The sequence below is a fragment of the Carboxylicivirga litoralis genome, from assembly GCF_025499605.1.
In the GTDB taxonomy this organism is placed as follows: domain Bacteria; phylum Bacteroidota; class Bacteroidia; order Bacteroidales; family Marinilabiliaceae; genus Carboxylicivirga; species Carboxylicivirga litoralis.
Genome location: NZ_JAFMVC010000025.1, coordinates 46521 through 65933 on the forward strand (window position 1 = coordinate 46521; position 19413 = coordinate 65933).

Consider the following 19413-nt stretch of genomic DNA (forward strand, 5'->3'; position numbering starts at 1 on the left):
ACTGTTAATCTAATTTTATTATTATGAAAAAAACTACTACTATTTTTTTAGTGTCATTATTTATGTCATTATTTAATGTTAATGCTCAAAATCTGGTTGATTTTGAATCTGCAATCACCCCAACACCTGCAGGAGGAGCTACCTTTGCAACGGTAACAAATCCGGATAAAACAGGCTTGAATGGCACCTCTAATTGTGGACAATTTGGCAGAACAGACGCTACCTGGTGGGCATTAGTGGATGTACCATGTAATTTCACAATCCCAGCAAATGAAACGCGATATGTGCATATTATGGTGCTATATCCAGCTCAACCGGATATAGGAATACGATTAAATACAGATGGAGATCCTACCCCAAGAACACTTAACCCCTATACTGATTTTGGGGTGTGGCAGGATTTAGTTTTTGAAATGAATGTTAGTACCTCAGAAAAAACTGTTACGCAGCTTAGATTTATGGGAGACATGGGCTATCAAAATGATCCAGTAGGTCAGGTTGTTAATAATACAGATAAATTTGGTTTATTTGATGAAATCATTGTAAATAATGATCCTACACCTAGATCTACAGCAACAGTAATTGGTTCTGACGCTCAAGAAGCCAGTTTTGTTCTCTACGCGAAAGATGGTATGATTAAATACCGTTCGAAGGATAATGCATCGGAGCAAATATATGTTTATAACAGCACAGGAGCTGTTGTTGAAACGTATAATACAAGTCAGTTCGATTGTGCAGTAGCTCCAGGATTATATATTGTGAAGGTAGGGAATGACACAAAAAAGCTTATTGTAAATTAGAACGATAAGATGAGAATCATCGTTTTATAGTATATTAACATAAAGAGCCTTAAGTCACTTTAAATACAAAGGAGTGTATTTAAGGCTTATCTTATCAAATTTTGTTTATAAAGAAACGATTGGACATATGTTTTATTAAAACCGAAATTGTTTCAAAGTATATATTTTAAATATACCACTTTTAGCTCGACAGATTAACCGTTTGGAAATAATAAATTTAAATATTATGATTTTAAGGAATCTTTTTTTACTACTGACAATTAGTATCATATTTTTTAGTTGTGATAATGCTACTACTAATAGTGATAAGCCGAATGTAGTTGTAATAATAGCAGATGATTTTGGCTGGATGGATACCGGTTTTCAGGGAAGTGATTTTTATGAAACTCCAAACCTAGACAGGCTTGCTAGTGAGGGAATGGTTTTTACAGATGGGTATGCATCGTGCGGTGTTTGTTCTCCAAGTAGGGCCAGCCTCTTAACCGGGCGATATACGCCGCGTTCAGGTATTACTGATTGGATTAAGGGGTATCAGGCAGATAAGACACCTGAGGAATTGAGCGAATATGCAATGGTAGGGCCACAGAATGTTTACAACCTTCCGCTTGAAGAAACAACATTAGCTGAGGCAGTTAAGACGGCAAACTACAAAACCTGTTTTGTAGGAAAGTGGCACTTAGGGGAAGATTCTTTGTATTATCCACAATATCAAGGTTTTGATAAGAATGTTGCCGGTTGGATGAAAGGAGGACCTAATGGACAGCGTAAGGAGCAACGCTCTTATTATACACCCTACAATAACCCCTATTTAACAGATGGACCGGAGGATGAGTTTTTAACCGACCGATTGGTTAAAGAAAGTATTTCATGGATGGATAAGAATAAGAAAGATCCATTTCTTATGTACTTGTCATTTTATACGGTGCATACACCTATTCATCCGAAACCTGAAAAAGTTCCTTACTACAAAGAAAAGGCCATTAAATTAGGATTAGATACAATGCCTCATTTCTACAACAAGGTGCCTTGGATGGAGAACTGGCCAGAGAAAAAGTGGCACTGGAAGGAGCGCATGGTGCAAAGCAATGCTGAGTATGCTGCATTGATAGAGAGCATGGATGAAAATATAGGTAAGGTTTTGGACTATCTTAAAGTGTCTGGTTTAGATGATAACACGATTGTTGTTTTCACATCAGATAACGGAGGCTTATCAACCGCCGAAGGCTCACCAACCTGCAATGCTCCGCTAAGAGGAGGAAAAGGCTGGTTGTATGAAGGAGGGATTCGTGAACCATTTTTGGTTAAAATTCCAGGTAAAACAAAGCCAGGTAGTGTATGTAGCACGCCTGTTCATTCTGTCGATATATATCCAACCATTTTGAGTGCATGCGGAATTGATGTGCCCAATAAGAGTGAGATTGATGGTGTTGATCTAACACCATTAATGGAGGGTTCAGCTCTTAATCGAGAAGCTTTATACTGGCATTATCCACATTATGGAGGTAAAGGAGACCAGCCTGCAGGAGCTATACGTAAAGGGGATTATAAATTGCTTGAGTTGTTTGAGACAGGTGAAGTGCAGTTGTTTAACCTAAAAGAAGATATTGGAGAAACAAAAGACTTATCAGAAGAGCAAGCTGAGTTGACAGAAGAGCTTTTAAATGATTTAAGAATCTGGAGAACTGAAGTGGGAGCAAAAATGCCAATGGAAAACCCTTATTATAAATTTAAATGAGGGGATGATGAGAAGGGTTTTATCTAATACTTGTTGGTTGATTGTGGTGTTGGTGATAAGTTGTAGCTATGCTAATGGGCAAAATACGGCTAACTTAAAAGTGTATGCTAATGACCGTCTCCCCATTAATCCAGATATCTTTGGTGTGAATAACGACTGGAGACAAATAAGTAATACGGCTTTTCCTGATTTTATATCTGCATTTGAGGCGATTGATTATGGTGTTTTTCGCTTTCCTGGAGGTTGGGAGTCGGAATATTATGACTGGGCAAGCAATTCAACACCAGCCTGGGGGGCTGAATCACCTGCAGTACCTGGTGCATCGGTGGCTAGTCTAAAAAGCAATGTGAGTAATTATTCCATAGTTGTTCCTACCAGATTAGCGATGGACGAAACGTATGGTTCTGCAGAATGGGATGCAGCTCTTGTAAGTTTAAAGCTAATTGCTAAAGATGCAATTGACAGGGCTGATCCGAAGGCTATTAAGTATATTGAAATTGGGAATGAGTGGTGGTTGCAATATGCCGGAGGTTCGAGTCGTGCTAATAAGTTGCTCAAATACTCAAAGATTGCCATGACTATTGCGGGGTATATAGATGGTCAATATCCCAATCGTGCCTTTAAACTGTTGGTCAACGGTGATTATACGGTGCCATCTGAGTTTTCAACCATGAAAGAACACTTTACTGAAGCGTATGATGCTATAGATGGAGTTGCACTTCATACCTATACAGGGTATACAACCGATACACATGATATTGCATATCTAGGGAAAGGAATACAATCCTGTGCATCAAATTTTAATTCCTTAAAGGAGATGTGTGTTTATGCATCTGAATGGATGCCATCGCGAGATTATAATGAGCGGCGTCTTTATATGGAAGCAGCCAATATCTTACCCGACATCTTTCATATCTATGCCAGAAATAAAGTTGAAGCTGCAGCTTATTGGCCGCCTGTTAATAATTCGGTACCAGGCTTAGGTCTGGTGAATTGGAATGCTTCGGTTACATTCCCTTGTGGTCAGATTATCGGTGATATGGCCAAATCCTTCAAGGGTGAAGTGGTAAGAACCATTTCTGATGATATTACCATTACCGGAGCATTGCAGGATGAGAGTAATCTGGTTTTGTATGTTACCGGTAAAGATTATGCCGAAACAGATGTAACAATCAGCCTCAACGGATTTGCTGTCGAAGCCATAAAGTCGGTTAAAAAGTTAAGACCTTATGATTATTCGCAAACCGACCTGGCAAAGCCATACCTTGTAGAAAACGCTTCAGCTAGCTTAGGTGCGGATGAAGTAAGTTTCACAATTAATAGCGCAGGGAGTTACGAAATTTTTAAAATTGAACTTAGTGGTCATTTAGTTCAGGATGAAGATATAACCTTAATTGATTTTGAAAAGCCTGTGAATGCAAGTCCTGCCTTTGGAGCTACTTTTAAGAGGGTAACGAATGAAATTAACACAGGCTTTAATGCGACATCTAACTGTGGGCAAATTGGCCGAACAAGCGTAAATTGGTATGAACTAGTAGACTTGCCATGCGATTTTAGCGTGCCGGCCAATGAAAAACGTTATGTGCATATCCTTATCGCTTACCCTGAACAGCCAGATTTTGGTTTGCGTATTAATGAAGAAAGTGCAACTATTCGATCGATGAATCATTATACTGACATTGGTAACTGGCAGGATATGGTCATTGAAATTGACGGAGGCACAAGTGGTAAGCAAGTTTCTCAACTTCGTATATCTGGTGATATTGGGGTAGAGAATGATTTGGGTGATTACGTTCTTAATAATACTAATAAGTTTGGATTGATTGACGAAATTATTGTCAATGAAAACTCTAATCCAAGAACGGTTGTAACAGCTATTGATACAGAAACGAAAAGTCTTAATTATAAATTATATGCGCAGCAGGGCGTCATCTATTTTGAGGGGCACGATGGGCGCATGGCTCAAATTAGCATCTATAATAGTTGTGGTGCATTAGTTTGGGCTTCGTTTGATAAACAATTTGAATATAAAGTACCAACATCGGGCTTATATATTGTGAAAGTAGGATTCACCACTAAAAAATTGATGGTGTTGTAATTGAAGATAAATTCAGGTTATAGGCGGTTGATTCAAGTAAATGACTTAACCGCTAGATGAAAAAATAGTTAGGTTATGATTAGAAAAACGGTTTTGTTAAAGTGCTTGGGGTGTTTTTTATTGTTGTCAATGAGCTTTTGTATGGTAAATGCTCAGAATACAATTTCACTTCAGGGGAAATGGAAAGTTAAGCTTGATCCGGAAAATATAGTTAAGCAAACGGAACAGATCGCTAAGGATTTTGATGCAGAAGTTATTTTACCGGGTACAACCGATGTTTTTAAACTCGGAACGGCTTTAAATACGGATACAATTCAGAAGCCATTTGAGCACCTTTTTAGAGAATTTTCGTTTGTTGGTAAAGCGTGGTATCAACGTAAAGTTGATATCCCTAAGGCATGGAAGAATAAAACCATCGATTTAAAACTTGAGATGGTCAAGTGGACATCAGAACTGTATGTTGATGGCCAAAAAGTGGATGCGCAAAATAGTCTTATTGCACCTCATAGGTACGACCTAACGGATTATCTTACTCCAGGTGAACATATTATTACCATTGCAGTTGATAATACGAAAAAGTATGACGTTGGTCTGTCTCATGCCTATACGGAAGAAACGCAAACAATCTGGAATGGTATTTTGGGAGATATGGATATAACAGCACATGATGTAGTTAGTATTAATCATGTTGCCACTTATCCTGATGTGGAGAAGAACCAGGTGCGTCTGCTAATTGCTATCAATAACAGTCAAAAAAAGACTGTAAAAGGGGAATGTATTCTAAAAGCTAAAGTAGGCGATTATGTAGTTGAAGAGATGGTGTTCAAGCAAATTTTTAAAGCAGGAAAAGATACTATTGAATTAAATTATCCCTTAGGAGAAAAACAGTTTCTTTGGAGCGAGTTTACGCCCAATGTATATGAACTTAATGCTTCTATTATCGGAGGTAAAGGTAAGAAGCAGTTTAAGAGCTCATATGCCACTACATTTGGGATGAGAGAAATAATCTCTGATAAACATTTTTTTAGATTAAACGGGGATAAAATATTTTTAAGAGGTACACTAGATTGCTCGATCTATCCTAAAACCGGTCACCCGCCGACAGAGCTCAAAGATTGGCTAAAAATTATGCAAGCAACCAAGGATTATGGCATGAACCATATTCGCTACCATTCGTGGTGTCCTCCAAAAGCAGCCTTTGATGCTGCTGATCAATTGGGCGTTTATCTTCAAGTAGAATTGCCTAGCTGGAGTTTTGCTTTTGGCAAAGATTCACTAGACAACGATTTTTTTAACGCCGAAGCAGAACGTATTATTACAGAGTATGGCAATCATCCTTCACTTTGTCTGTTTACTCTTGGTAATGAGTTGGAAGGTGATTTTGACTATATGAATCAGATGGTTATGGGATTGCGCCAGCGAGATGCGCGACACTTGTATTCAGTGACCGCTTTTACCTTTCAAAAAGGACACGGTAAATGGCATGAGCCATCTGATCAGTATTTTATTACCCAAATCACTAAAAAAGGTTGGGTGAGAGGTCAAGGCTTCTTTAATGATTTTGCCCCTAATAGTAAAGATGATTACCGTGCGTCTATCGAAGGGGCTGGAGTGCCTTTAATTGCGCATGAAATTGGTCAGTATTCTGTTTATCCTAATATGGAGGAGATAGTTAAATACGATGGGGTGCTGAACCCTTATGCGTTAGTTACTATTCGCGAAGATTTACGTGCGAAAGGCCTGTTGCACCAGGCTGCTGACTTTACTCTGGCGTCAGGTAAGCTGGCAGAGCTGCTTTATAAGGAGGAGATGGAGCGTGCTTTTAGAACACCTAATCAAGCCGGTTTTCAGTTGTTACAATTAACCGATTTTACGGGACAAAGTACAGCTCATGTTGGACTCTTAGATGCATTTTGGGAGTCAAAAGGAATCATTACTCAGGAATCATTTAAAGCATTTTGTTCAGAATCGGTTCTTTTACTTAGAACCGCACAGTTTATTTACGAAAATGACGAACATTTCAACGGTATTCTTGAATTTGCCAACTATTCAGCCAACACCTTAAACGATGCTACTCTTGAATGGGTGCTTAAAGATCAGCAAGGCAATGTATTTAAAGAAGGAGCTATTCGTAATAAAACTGTTCAACAAGGTGAATATTTTATTTTTGGTGAGTTGGATATTGATTTATCTGCACTTGAAGAAGCTACAAACCTTACTTTGACAGCTCAGATTAAAAATACAGATGTTGTTAACAGTTGGGATTTGTGGGTTTATCCAACCAGCACAAAGACCGTCATAGACAGTAAAGTGGTGGTGACTGCAGATTTGGATGAAGCCATTGCTGCTCTCAATAATGGAAGACGAGTGGTTTATACTCCTTCGTCGCGAAATATTAAGAAAAAAGTGAATGGTAAATTCGTGCCAGTATTCTGGAGTCCAGTTCATTTTCCTAAACAGGCAGGTACAATGGGAATACTGTGTAATCCGGATCATCAAGCGTTGGCTGATTTTCCAACAGACTTTCATTCCAACTGGCAATGGTGGGATTTAACGCGTGAGATGTCGGCCATCGATATTTCAGAATTGGACTCAAAAATTGCACCTATTGTACAAGTCATTGATAATTTTGCTCGTAATGCGAAGTTGGCTGGCGTTATGGAAGTAAAGGTTGGTAATGGCTCCTTGTTAGTATCAGCATTTGATATTACCAATAAACTGGAAGAGCGACCTGTGGCGCGTCAGTTAAAACAGTCGTTATGTGCATATGCAGCAAGTACAGATTTTAATCCAACTGTTGAAATAGCTGAATCAGATTTGAGAGATTTGTTTTTGAGTCATCATCCTTGGCAGAATTCTACTGTTCTAGAAAGTACACCTGGACAAAAAGGGTATGAAGCAAATAAGGTACTAGATGGAGATCCGAATACTTTGTGGCATACTCAATGGGGAGGCAATGAGCGAGAGATGCCCCATGAAATAATAATTGATGCCTCAGAGCTTATTTCCATCAAAGGGATTCGCATTGTTCAGCGCGGCACAGGAAAAGCGAATGGGCGTGTTAAAGATTTTGAGGTGTATATTAGCCAGGATGGTCAATTTGATCAACCCCAGATAACAGGTCAGTGTAAGGAAGGGGAGGCTTATCATGATGTTTTGTTTTCGCAAAAGTACATGGATGAGAGTCGCTTTAAATGCAGGTTCATTAAGCTTAAGATTCTTTCATCCGAGAATGGGAACCCATATACAGCGATAGGAGAAATTGAAATAATTGAATAAGCCTTTTATGATGTTTTTTATAAATGGCGTTTAGCATTTCATTGTGCATGTTTCGATATTGTATGTGATATTGAAACATGCACAATTTGCATATAAAGACCAGATAATGTGTGTGATGGATAGTTTTTCACTAGGGTGTTGTATGAAATTTATATTTTTTATAGTAATAAAAATGTCCATGTTATAACCCGAATCATCCATTTTATTTTTACGTAAGTAGTGCTTTTTTTGTAATAGTTAATTAAAGTCCTTTTTTAAAATGAATAAGACGAAATATAATACAGGTTATTTGTTAGGCATATCAATGGTATCCGCACTAGGAGGTTTGCTTTTTGGGTACGATTGGGTTGTTATTGGTGGAGCAAAGCCTTTTTACGAGCAATTCTTTCAAATTGCTAATCAACCAGCTATGCAAGGGTGGGCAATGAGTAGTGCTTTGATCGGCTGCTTGATTGGAGCTGTATTGTCAGGTATGTTAAGCGATAAATACGGACGAAAGAAGTTGCTGATTTTTGCCGCTTTCATGTTTACATTATCAGCTATTGGCACGGGAGCTACCAATAATTTCACCATTTTTATCATTTACCGATTGATTGGGGGTGTAGGTATTGGTTTAGCATCTACTTTATCACCTATGTATATTGCAGAGGTAGCACCTGCTGAGATGCGAGGTAAGTTTGTATCGTTAAATCAGCTAACCATTGTATTGGGTATTTTGGCTGCTCAGATTGCTAACTGGCAAATTGCCGAGCCCGTTCCAACACATTTTACCAATGCTGATATCCTGGCATCATGGAATGGACAAACAGGGTGGAGATGGATGTTTTGGGCTGAAACTTTACCGGCAGGGCTCTTCTTTATTCTGATGTTTCTGATACCTGAAAGTCCAAGGTGGCTTGCAAAATCGGGTAAAGAGTCGAAAGTAGAAGCTATACTTAAAAAGATTGGTAATGCCGAATATGCACACCAGGAGTACATCAATATCAGAGCAACCCTGAATAGTAAACAAGAAGAGCTTAGTTTCCGTAGTTTATTAAAGCCGGAATTAAGAAAAGTTATAATCATTGGTGTTGTTATTGCTGTTTTCCAACAATGGTGCGGGATTAATGTAATCTTCAATTATGCCGAAGAGGTTTTTAAAGCTGCCGGTTTCGGTGTTTCAGATATTTTAATGAACATTGTTATTACTGGTATTATCAATGTTGTATTTACATTCGTGGCCATTTTTACGGTGGATAAATTAGGTCGCAGAACATTGATGTTAGTCGGTTCATTAGGATTAAGCTTTGTGTACATTCTAATAGGAGCAGCATATTTTTTCAATATTTCAGGTTGGATTTTATTGCTAATGGTATTAGTAGCCATTGCAACGTATGCCATGTCCTTGGCACCTATTGTTTGGGTGGTTATTTCTGAGATATTCCCCAATAGAGTAAGAGGTGCAGCCATGGCAATTTCTACCATTGCATTGTGGACTGCCAGCTTTCTGTTGACATATACGTTCCCTCTTTTGAATGATGCTTTAGGGGCTGCAGGAACCTTCTGGTTGTATGGATTGATTTGTTTGGCAGGTTTTATCTTCATTAAAAATAAGTTGCCTGAAACCAAAGGGAAGTCATTGGAACAAATTGAAAAAGAAATAATCAAGTAGTTAAAATAAAAGTCTTATTCTCTGTTTGATGTGTTCTCACAGAACCGCATCATGGGAGAAAAATATCAAATAGTAAAGAAATGGAATCTGTTAAAGCGTGGCAAGAAAAGTTGACGATCCCTACTTACGAATTGGGAAAGTCAGAAGTTAATCCCGTGTTCTTTGAAAAAAGAGTTTATCAGGGGTCTTCAGGTAAGGTGTATCCTGTTCCCTTTATCGACAAGGTGTATGATCATAAAGTGGATAAAAACTATCAGGGAGTAATGCTTGAAAATGAGTTTGTAAAATTAGTGATGCTGCCCGAAATTGGTGGTCGTATCTTTGAAGCTCAGGATAAGACTAACAAAGATTATAATTTCTTTTATCAGCAAAAAGTAATTAAGCCAGCCTTGGTTGGTTTAGCGGGTCCATGGATTAGTGGAGGAGTTGAGTTTAACTGGCCTCAACACCACCGCCCGGGTACCTACTTGCCAACTGATGTTTACATCGAAGAAGAAGCCGATGGCGCTAGAACTATCTGGATGTCAGAATATGATCCAATGTACCGTTTAAAAGGGATGCATGGTATCCGACTTCGCCCAAACAGCTCATTAATAGAATTGCGTGGACGCTTGTTTAACCGTACGCCGTTAACACAAACATTCTTGTGGTGGGCCAACGTAGCAGTTGAGGTACATAAAGATTACCAAAGCTTTTTTCCACCTGATGTGCATTATGTGGCAGATCATGCGGTGCGTGCACAGAGTAGTTTTCCTTATGCTGAAAACGATTATTACGGCATCCCATATCATGAAAGATCCGGGAAAAATGATTTACGTAACTACAATAATATTCCGGTGCCAACCAGTTACATGGTTTGTGATACTAAATACGATTTCTTTGGAGGATATGATTTTAAAGCCGAAGGTGGCTTTATTCACGTGGCTAACCGTCATATTGCGCCAGGTAAGAAACAGTGGACTTGGGGTAGTGAAGACTTTGGTCGTGCATGGGATCGCGAGTTAACCGACGAAGGCGGACCATACTTTGAATTGATGGCAGGTGTTTATACTGATAATCAACCAGATTTTACTTACCTATTGCCATACGAGACAAAAACATTCTCGCAATTCTGGTGGAGTTATAAAAACTTAGGTCCGGTACAAAATGCCAATAAAGATTTGGCTATCCGTTTGGAGATTCAACAAGGAAACAAACTGGATTTAGGTGTGGCTTCGAGCAGTAAATTCGAAAATCTGAAGTTTGTATTGTTGATCGGAGACGATAAGAAGATATTCGAAAATAAAACCGTATCGCCTGATAATCCTTGGAAAGATAACAGCATTCAGATTGAAGCAGGACAAGAAAACGCTGTTTCACTGATTGTTTGGGATGAGTCAGGTAAAGAGTTGATTGCTTACCATCACCGTGAAGTGAGCAAGGAACGCAATCGTAAAGTGGCATTTGAGCCTAAGCAACCTGAGGAAGTCGAAAGTAATAATGAATTGGAATTAATTGGTGAGCACCTTGAATTGTATCGTCATCCTACTCGTTATCCTGAGCCCTACTGGGAAGAAGCAATTAAGCGCGATCCGAGAAGCTACAAATCATATATTGCTTTAGGACGTGTTGAATTGAAAAACGGTAAGTTCGTTGAGGCAGAAAAGAATTTCCGCATTGCTATTGATATCATGACAACTTATCATCCAAATCCGGCTTCGGGCGAGGCGCATTATTTCTGTGGTTTGGCGTGTTCGTTGCAAGGTAAAAAAGATGAAGCGTATGGATTGTTCTACAAATCAACATGGAATTCAGAATGGCGTGCTTCAGCTTATTATCAGGTAGCAACTTTAGATTGTTTAAAAGGTGATTATGAAACAGCTTTAGAGCATATTGAGGCGTCGTTGAATACCAATCGTCAGAATAATAAAGCTTATATCTTGAAAGCTACGATTCTTAAAAATCAAGGCAAAAAAGAAGTTGCTAAAGAAGTAATTGATGAGTTGTTTAAAACAGATCCATTGGATCAATGGGCCAAGTATGAGTTAGCAACGTTAACGGGAAATTTCGACGATTTCATTGTATCATCTCGTAACGATGCTCAAACCGTTATTGATATCGCGATTGATTATGCTGAAGCAGGATTTTATCAAGAAGCGATTGATGTAATTGAATTGCATCATAAAAACGAAATTCCTGAGTGTGCAGTGCCAAATCCAATGGCTAAATCAATCATGACTGAATATATTTTGGCTTGGTTGTATGCTTTAAAAGGTGACACTGCTGCATCAACAGAGATTTTGAATAAAACAAAATCAGCTTCATACGATTATGCATTCCCATCGCGTACTTACGAGCAGATTGTATTGGAATGGTCATTGCAGGCTGATAAAGAAAATGCGTTAGCTGCTTATGGCTTGGGTAACTATTATTTCAACCTTAAACGCCACGAGGATGCTATTGCAGCTTGGGAAACAGCTGCTAAAGCTAACAGTACTTATGGTACATTGCATCGTAACTTAGGTATCGCTTATTGGAATACATTTGAAGAAGGAGAGAAAGCCAGAACTGCCTTTTTGAAAGCGATTGAGTTGGCACCAAACGATATGCGTATTCGTTATGAGTTTGACCAATTGCGTAAAAAGCTGAATGATGATCCTAAAGATCGTTTGGAGAGTTTGTTGGAGATCAAAGAGCAGATCACAACACGTGATGATTTTTCAGTGGAACTGGCTGCTTTATATAATTTTACAGGCGATTATAATAGTTCATTAGACTTATTGGTAAATCGTAACTTCCATCCATGGGAGGGTGGTGAAGGCCAGGTTTTGCGTCAGTATACCTATGCATGTCTTAAGTTAGGACAAGTAGCTTTACAACAAGGTGATGCTGAAACCGCATTAACATATTTCACTAAATCGATGGATACACCTGATAATTTAGGTGAAAAATACCATCCATTGCAAGCTGTTGCACATATCAATTATTGGAAAGGAATGGCTTTAAAAGCGATGGGTAAAGCAGATGAAGCAAAAGCTCGTTTCGAAGCCAGTACCAACGAAGAAGGTGATTTTATTGATATGGCAGTAAGCGCTTACTCTGAATTATCGTACTACAAGGCACTTTCTTTACGTGAATTGGGTAAAACAGAAGAGGCAAATGATTTATTGAATAAGATAAAAGAATTTGCTGAAGCTAAATTGAAAGAGCATGTAAGAATCGATTATTTCGCAACATCGTTACCATTGTTATTAGTTTTTGAAGATGATATTCAAAAGCGTAATACAATTGAAGCCAAGTTCCTAATCGCACTAGCAGAAGAAGGGTTAGGGAATGAAGATGAGGCTGATAAGCTTGCTGATGATATAATGGCTTTAAACTCAATGCATGTGGGTGCTGCCGATTTAAAGCTGGAAGTTGTGTAATAATTGATTAGGCAAAGCAAGGGGATGGCTCTCCTGCTTTGTCAATCGATTATTGATAATTGTTTAATCTGTAAGGAAGTTATGAAAAGACTTATTTCAATAATTAGTGTATGGGCGATGTTGCTCATGTTAATTTCATGTTCAAAAAGTAAAGGTGAAGATCCTCAGCCTATTGATGAATATGCACCAACAATGAATATCACAAGCCCTTCAAATGGAGTTACTATGCCTAAGGGGGCCTATTTAATACTGGAAGGAGTTTTTGAAGATGATATGGCTTTAAAGGAGCTAAAAGTTAGCCTAAGGCCTCCTGAAGTAATTAAAGCATCTAATGGGATCGAAGAACCTTGGTTGCCGTCTGATGAAATAATCTCTTTAACAGGCACGAAACAGACAATTGAGGCTTATAAACTATTTAATGAAGCAGTTCCTTCAGGTTGTATGAGTGGAACTTATAAGCTGGTTCTTGAGCTATTTGACGCAAAGGATAAAGTGGTGTCAAATACGATTGATATTATTATCCTTTAGAACTATATAAATATCAGTAATTGAATGATTTAAAGTGGATGAATGCTTTAATGTAAGTTGTCTGTTTTCTTGTTAAAGCTTAGCATACATTTCTGTTTGCCTAACAGTTATGTAATGGAATTATTGGAATAAACACCTGAATGAATAAAGTAGTATTGGAGGTGCGAGTGTTGATTGATAACCAATAATGCTCAATCCTCCTATGCAAGGATAGCTAAAAATAGTCGGCATGTAGCAAAGTAGTATGGAATGATGGATGCATTAATAATGTATCCACAAAGTTGTAGACCTATGTTTGTTTGTTTGTTTGTTTGTTTGTTTGTTTGTTTCTGATTTTTTTGAATGTAAGCTGAGATTATTTGATAGAAACATATTGTCCTATCTGTAAAACTATAATTAGTAGTTACAAGGTCATTGATAGAAAAAGGAGGCAGCTAATCGTCTTAACTGATGTGCATGTAATAGCACCATTAGCCTAATGTGATAACAGTATTGCGTAGTTTTTTTTAGGATAGTTATTTCAATGCGCTTAAAAAATATCACTTTAATTTTTGATTACCAGGTGAGTAGTTTAAAAACATGTCTATTTAGACACACACATTCACATGGGAATATTGAATAAAACCTGGCAGCAGAGATTTTAAATCCAAGTTTATTAGATAGTGCAGCATTGGAAGGTGTCATGTTTGTTTACGAGGAAAGTAATTAATCATAGCATAAAACACGAGGACATGGGAAATAGCACGGTCAAAAGAGTGGAAAGCTTTGAGAATGTTAATTTGGATGAGGTTGAGTGTATATCGTTTGTCCAAGAAAGAGGAATCGTTTCATATGATTTTGAAAGGCTAAGTTATCTGGAAAAGTATCGTTTAATTAATCAGACTTATCAATTTGCCTTTGTTAACTTATTAGGGCGAGCATTTTTGGTTGTATTAGGCACTCTATGATAGTGCCCTAAATGTAACATAGAATACGAAATAATCTGGAGTAAAGATAAATTAAAGCTTAGTTATGGCATTTTTAGGAATTAGAAAGTTTAACGATAAAAGCTTAAAGAATCGCTTTGCTATTGCAGTAAAAGCGTTAGCGCCAAATAATATTAAAATCACCAAAAAGTTAATAGGCTCTTATGTAATCGTTTTGATATTGCTAATTGTGATAGGTTTTATCAGTATACGAACTGTTAATAAAGCAAAAGAACTATCGGCTATTCAGGCTAAGATTGAAGCCGTAAGTTCAAACTTACGAATTGTCGATCAACATATGATCGGCTATCAAAATGATAGGAAGGATTACAGACCTGATATTATCAAAGATAGAATGCATGTCGCCGATAGAGAGTTTGAAAAAATTAAAGGTCAGATTCCTCGATCCCTGGCATTAGATGTTGACACAGTATGTCAATATATCGCTGAAATGCCAAAACTTGCCAATCGTTACTTTGCAACTGTTGCGGAATGTGATAGCGTTTTAGACCTGGAACTTAAATTACTCAATCGATTATCCGAAAATTTAGCGGATGAAGATTTGCTTTCAAGCGATATTAAATCGAAGGTATATAGAGATATTCAAATAATTGCAGTCGAGATTAATGCACATCGTTTAAATATAGGGTGGCGGAAAGAAGATGATAAGACGTTGGCAAGTATCCAATCAATAAGGAAAGTTCTTCTGGCAAATAAAAAACTTCTTACTTCAGAAATATTATTAAATCAAACACAATTATTCAATACGATAAAATCCTTTTTAAAGAAGAATAAAGATGCGGGTTGGCTAGGTTGGAAAATTAAATCGTTATCCTATAATTCAACAAATAAATTGGCGAAAATATCGCGACGTACTGCAGTTATTTTTAACGATCAACTAACCGGCTATATCATCTATACTGGTGCTGTTATCGGAGCTGCGTTATTAATTATTATTGTTTTAGCGTTAACCATTGTGCGTTCAATAGCTGCCGGACTGCAAAAAGTGGTTAAAGCAGCAGAAAGAATAGCAAATGGAGATTTGACAGTTCAGTTCTCAAAGAAACAGCTTATCAGACAAGATGAGATTGGGGATGTCACTTCTTCTTTTGTGGCAATGATTCAAAGCTTGATTGATATTATGAAGAATATAGAAATAACTGCAGTTACTCTTGAGAGTTCAGCCAATGAGTTAGCCGGAGGGTCACAAATGCTTTCAAAAGATGCTAATCAGCAAGCAGTATCTATTGAAGAAATAAATGCGACTGTTGAGGATATCACTTTTGATATTGACAAAAATGCTGAAAGTACTAGAAAAACGAGTGTTTTATCAAATGAATCAGTTAGCTTTATTGAAAACTTGTGTGAGCAGAATTTAGAACAAATCTCAAAATCAAAAGAGATTTTAAGTCAGACAAAATCGGTTAATGATATTGCACTTCAGACCAATATACTAGCATTAAATGCAGCTATTGAAGCAGCAAAAGCCGGTGAAGTTGGCCGGGGATTCTCAGTGGTGGCAGGAGAGGTGAAGCGTTTAGCCGAAAGTAGTAAAGAATCTGCTGTTCAAATTATCGGATTAACACAAGGAGGCGTTGAGTTATCTAATGAAGGTGGGGATATGTTAGAGTCAATTCTTCCAAATATTAAAAATGTCAATAATCTGATTCAGGAGATTACAAATGCCAGTAATGCTCAACGAGAGAAATCAGAATACATAAAAGAAGCTTTAGTTACCTTGAGTAATACATCTCAAAATAATGTATCTCAAGCAGAAGAGCTATCCGCTCAGGCAGAAGAGTTGAATGAACATGCTAAAATACTTAAAGAGCAGGTATTGTTTTTTAATATGTAAATTATATGGTGCTAATTTTTTGAGTTTACAATGAAGTATTATATTGTTTTAATTTGATATCTAACAATTCTATTACATTTTATTTTCAGATAGTATTATAGCTGAATTTGTTAATGGTTAGTGCCGTTTATCCGGACTGTGTTCTGGAAATATTATCACATTCATCATTTCTCTTAACCTACTTCTAACACGTTTTCCATAGAGCTTTTCAATATCCTGAGCGCTAAGGTTAGTGGTTGCATGGGTAATCAATTTGTCGGAAATAAATAGATCATAGCGACTAAGAAGAACTTCGGCCAGTACATTGCACTCGGAGCCGTAATGTTTGATGTTGGATTCGGCTCCAAGGTCATCGAGGCAGATGGTTTTGGGAATGCGTTGTCCCGGTGAGATGGTAAAACTTCGTTTTGAGTAGCGATGAATGGTATCGAAGCCATCTTTTTTAAATTCGAAGCTGATGTCTCGGCAGGCTTTGAGTGGGAAGTGTTGGTGTTTGGGCAAGATAGATGGCATCAGCTTCAGGAGGGCTGTTTTACCGCAACCGACAGGGCCAAGCAATAAAATGCCTTTTCGTAGATCCATTCCCAGGCGTTGGCATTCTTCTGGGTCGTGAATGAAATAAGCGAACAGTTTATTGATGATGGGGCGGTCTTCATTGTAGAGTTTGAAATGAGGGCCGTAGATGGCTTTGCCTTTTCGTGTGATGAGGTCTAGTGATTTTTGAAAATCATAGTAGATAATGTTGTTGATGGTTTGGTAGTGATTCATAGTTTATAAGTTTTTAGACAGAAGTGGTTTACGGCTTTGGATAATTGGTGAATTGAAAACTGGTGAATTGAGAAATTTATTAATTCTTTTACCCCTCTGCCTTCGGCATCTCCCCTCAGAAGGGGAGAATTGATTTGCAGCTTGATTAAAAAAGACAAGAAAGAACAAATTGCTAAAGTGGTTCATCATAGTTGGAGGATGAGGGTTGTGGGGAAGTTGGGCGAAGAACGGATGGAGGATTTTCGGATGTGAGATGTTTGGATTTTGCATCTCGGCTCTGCTCGATGACCGATTTCTGGAACTGTTTTTTTCTGGTGTCGCTTGCTTTTTGCTCGAACTTCTTGATGTTGAGCATCCAGTTGCGTGCGGCAGCTTTCCAGTCTTTCATGGGTGTTTTGCCGCCGATGAGCCAGCCATTGGATTCGTAGTAATTGAAAAAGCGTTGGGCTTCGGATTCTGGATGGCCTTTTTCGTGGAAGTAGATTTTGATGTGTTGGAGAGGTGGGATTACCCCCTCAGCCCGCTGGGCAGCTCCCCCAGGGGAGCATTTCGATTTATGATGTTCGACGGATGATGTGCTTTTCATGTTAAGTTCTTTTTTAGAATTAGAAATTGAAAAATTTTCTTCTTTATAGAGTGTGTTAGTTTGTTTATTGTTTGTATAGTTTATAGAAGGGATCATTTTTGATACAGGTGGTGTACAGGTAGCTGTATCAAAAGTGTACAGGTAAACCTCACTTCCTTTGTTTGGATCAAATGAGGGATCGTAGCGTATAAATTTATGATGCTGTAAGTCTTTTAAGGCTTGTACATATGTATTAGGAGAGCCTATACGAGCTAATTTCATGGTTTCTTTTCTTGTTATACTAATTGGATTTTTGAATCGGTTTGTATTCCACATTCTGAACAAGACCAGGTAAAGGCATATATGGTATGGTTTCAGGCTTGGTATCTGATCCATCAAGGCGAAAACATTGGTTTGGTGCTTGATGTAGTTCATGGTGTGTTATCGAATCGGTTAATTGTTCAGTTGAGCTGTCCTACTCCGAATAGTCGGGACTTTTAGCTCCGGGTTTGCTCAAGCCGCGAAGGCTTCCGTTTTGACACGGAACAAGTCTTTCATTTCTTGTCTTGCCACAAGAAACGAAACAAAGAAAGTCAAGACCGCAGCACTCGCTGATCCACTATCAATTTGCTCCGGGAAGGATATAAAGATTAACAATTTGTGCTCCAAATCTTTCTATCCTTTGCTTCATTGAGTGGGTGCCCCAGCTGTGTTGCTGAGGTCGGTTGAAGACGTGGCTTAGAATGATTGTTTATTTTGGAGGAGCATCTGCTGGATATCCTGATAGCTATAGTAATAGATGCCGCCAATTTTGGTGGCGGGGAGGTCGCCGCTGATGCGCATGTTGGTGAGGGTATTGGGGGATATGCGCAGGATTTTAAGAACTTCCTTGGTTTTTAACCATTGTTTGGTTTGGGTAACATCTTGTGATAAGATGAGTTGTTTGATTTCTGAAAGTAATTCTGTTTTGAATTCTTTAAGGTCTTCTGTTGTTAATACTTCTATTGACATGATTCTGATGATTAATTTTGATTGACAACAAAGGAAAACAATCGTCTTATATGAAAATAGTTACAGGGCTTATATAAGCCACCTGTAAGGGTGTCTGATTATCAGTTATTTAAATCGATAAAATTGGTTTAATTTTTATTTTTCTGAATGTAATTGAGGATGTTCAGAACGTCATCTTTCACAGCTTCCCAAGTAGTAGGGAGCGGAGAATAGTAGTTATTGCTAATGTTTTGAATAGACACTTCATCACTTTCTTTGGACTTGAAGTTCTCATGAACTAAGCGAAACAAGGCTTGTTTGCTAGTTGGTTCGATATAGGAGGTATCGACAAGTACTCTGAGGAAACAGCCCAGATTGGCAACTGATGTATTGAGGTTGTGTTTGTTCTTTTTATTTGTAGCGGTCAGAAGGCTTTGGGGTGTATCTTCCAAAGGTTTTTGGGGCTCCAGAAAGTTTATCTCAGTTTCGAGCCATCCTAATAGAGTCTTTTTTATAGATGGTTTGTCAGGGCAGTAGCCTGCTTTATTGATTGTTCTGGTTTGCTTGATGCATTTACGAAAGTGTTTGAGCGTGTAGAGCTGGTCAGCTTGGTTTTCTTCGTGTCTGTAGGTTTCTGTGATGTGGCTGGTGATAAACAGGATGGTCTCTTCTGAGTTAAGGTTCAGTACATGACAAAAGTATAATTAATTGAAAATCAATTAATTAAGTAGTTAAATTGCTTGCTTAAAACCTTGATATTCAGTATCTTACAAAA

13 protein-coding genes are annotated in these 19413 nt (G+C 38.1%); 9 read left to right on the forward strand and 4 right to left on the reverse strand.

The window, feature by feature from the left end:
* The first annotated feature begins 23 nt into the window (after positions 1-23).
* The 9 genes from J1N10_RS17435 (at position 24) to J1N10_RS17475 (ending at position 16315) form a co-directional block, all read left to right on the forward strand.
* Positions 24-800, forward strand: coding sequence for a T9SS type A sorting domain-containing protein (locus J1N10_RS17435; protein WP_262328017.1), 777 nt, complete (start codon positions 24-26; stop codon positions 798-800).
* A gap of 226 nt (positions 801-1026) precedes the next feature.
* Positions 1027-2535 carry a sulfatase gene (locus tag J1N10_RS17440; RefSeq protein ID WP_262328018.1) on the forward strand — a complete coding sequence of 503 codons (1509 nt, stop codon included), beginning with the start codon at positions 1027-1029 and terminating at the stop codon, positions 2533-2535.
* Between the two features lie 4 nt (positions 2536-2539).
* On the forward strand, positions 2540-4633 hold the full coding sequence (locus J1N10_RS17445) for a hypothetical protein (protein ID WP_262328019.1): 2094 nt from the start codon (positions 2540-2542) through the stop codon (positions 4631-4633).
* A gap of 141 nt (positions 4634-4774) precedes the next feature.
* Positions 4775-7912: a discoidin domain-containing protein gene (locus J1N10_RS17450; RefSeq protein WP_262328020.1), complete on the forward strand. Its 3138-nt coding sequence runs from the start codon at positions 4775-4777 to the stop codon at positions 7910-7912.
* A 259-nt stretch (positions 7913-8171) separates the two neighbouring features.
* Positions 8172-9563, forward strand: a complete 1392-nt coding sequence (locus tag J1N10_RS17455) for a sugar porter family MFS transporter (RefSeq protein WP_262328021.1) — start codon at positions 8172-8174, stop codon at positions 9561-9563.
* An 80-nt stretch (positions 9564-9643) separates the two neighbouring features.
* The gene (locus J1N10_RS17460; RefSeq protein ID WP_262328022.1) at positions 9644-12967 is read left to right on the forward strand and encodes a DUF5107 domain-containing protein; all 3324 of its coding nucleotides are present in this window, start codon (positions 9644-9646) and stop codon (positions 12965-12967) included.
* Between the two features lie 81 nt (positions 12968-13048).
* Positions 13049-13495 (forward strand): hypothetical protein, encoded by a 447-nt coding sequence (locus J1N10_RS17465; protein ID WP_262328023.1) that lies wholly within the window; start codon positions 13049-13051, stop codon positions 13493-13495.
* A 731-nt stretch (positions 13496-14226) separates the two neighbouring features.
* Complete coding sequence (locus J1N10_RS17470) at positions 14227-14442, forward strand: hypothetical protein (protein ID WP_262328024.1); 216 nt, start codon at positions 14227-14229, stop codon at positions 14440-14442.
* Positions 14443-14506: 64 nt separating this feature from the next.
* Positions 14507-16315 (forward strand): methyl-accepting chemotaxis protein, encoded by a 1809-nt coding sequence (locus J1N10_RS17475; RefSeq protein WP_262328025.1) that lies wholly within the window; start codon positions 14507-14509, stop codon positions 16313-16315.
* A gap of 117 nt (positions 16316-16432) precedes the next feature.
* Here the strand turns inward: J1N10_RS17475 and J1N10_RS17480 are convergent, their stop codons facing one another.
* The 4 genes from J1N10_RS17480 to J1N10_RS17495 form a co-directional block, all read right to left on the reverse strand.
* Positions 16433-17083, reverse strand: coding sequence for a P-loop NTPase family protein (locus J1N10_RS17480; protein ID WP_262328026.1), 651 nt, complete (start codon positions 17081-17083; stop codon positions 16433-16435).
* Between the two features lie 172 nt (positions 17084-17255).
* Positions 17256-17930, reverse strand: coding sequence for a hypothetical protein (locus J1N10_RS17485; protein WP_262328027.1), 675 nt, complete (start codon positions 17928-17930; stop codon positions 17256-17258).
* 456 nt (positions 17931-18386) lie between these two features.
* Positions 18387-18659, reverse strand: a complete 273-nt coding sequence (locus J1N10_RS17490) for a helix-turn-helix domain-containing protein (protein WP_262328028.1) — start codon at positions 18657-18659, stop codon at positions 18387-18389.
* Positions 18660-18787: 128 nt separating this feature from the next.
* Entirely contained in the window at positions 18788-19090 is a 303-nt protein-coding gene (locus J1N10_RS17495; RefSeq protein WP_262328029.1) for a hypothetical protein, read from the reverse strand.
* Between the last annotated feature and the right edge of the window lie 323 nt (positions 19091-19413).

Bases quoted from the DNA above. Each gene is read 5' to 3' on its own strand.
- J1N10_RS17435 (WP_262328017.1), top strand. From the start codon at position 24: ATGAAAAAAACTACTACTATTTTTTTAGTGTCATTATTTATGTCATTA.
- J1N10_RS17440 (WP_262328018.1), top strand. From the start codon at position 1,027: ATGATTTTAAGGAATCTTTTTTTACTACTGACAATTAGTATCATATTT.
- J1N10_RS17445 (WP_262328019.1), top strand. From the start codon at position 2,540: ATGATGAGAAGGGTTTTATCTAATACTTGTTGGTTGATTGTGGTGTTG.
- J1N10_RS17450 (WP_262328020.1), top strand. From the start codon at position 4,775: ATGGTAAATGCTCAGAATACAATTTCACTTCAGGGGAAATGGAAAGTT.
- J1N10_RS17455 (WP_262328021.1), top strand. From the start codon at position 8,172: ATGAATAAGACGAAATATAATACAGGTTATTTGTTAGGCATATCAATG.
- J1N10_RS17460 (WP_262328022.1), top strand. From the start codon at position 9,644: ATGGAATCTGTTAAAGCGTGGCAAGAAAAGTTGACGATCCCTACTTAC.
- J1N10_RS17465 (WP_262328023.1), top strand. From the start codon at position 13,049: ATGAAAAGACTTATTTCAATAATTAGTGTATGGGCGATGTTGCTCATG.
- J1N10_RS17470 (WP_262328024.1), top strand. From the start codon at position 14,227: ATGGGAAATAGCACGGTCAAAAGAGTGGAAAGCTTTGAGAATGTTAAT.
- J1N10_RS17475 (WP_262328025.1), top strand. From the start codon at position 14,507: ATGGCATTTTTAGGAATTAGAAAGTTTAACGATAAAAGCTTAAAGAAT.
- J1N10_RS17480 (WP_262328026.1), bottom strand. From the start codon at position 17,083: ATGAATCACTACCAAACCATCAACAACATTATCTACTATGATTTTCAA.
- J1N10_RS17485 (WP_262328027.1), bottom strand. From the start codon at position 17,930: ATGAAATTAGCTCGTATAGGCTCTCCTAATACATATGTACAAGCCTTA.
- J1N10_RS17490 (WP_262328028.1), bottom strand. From the start codon at position 18,659: ATGTCAATAGAAGTATTAACAACAGAAGACCTTAAAGAATTCAAAACA.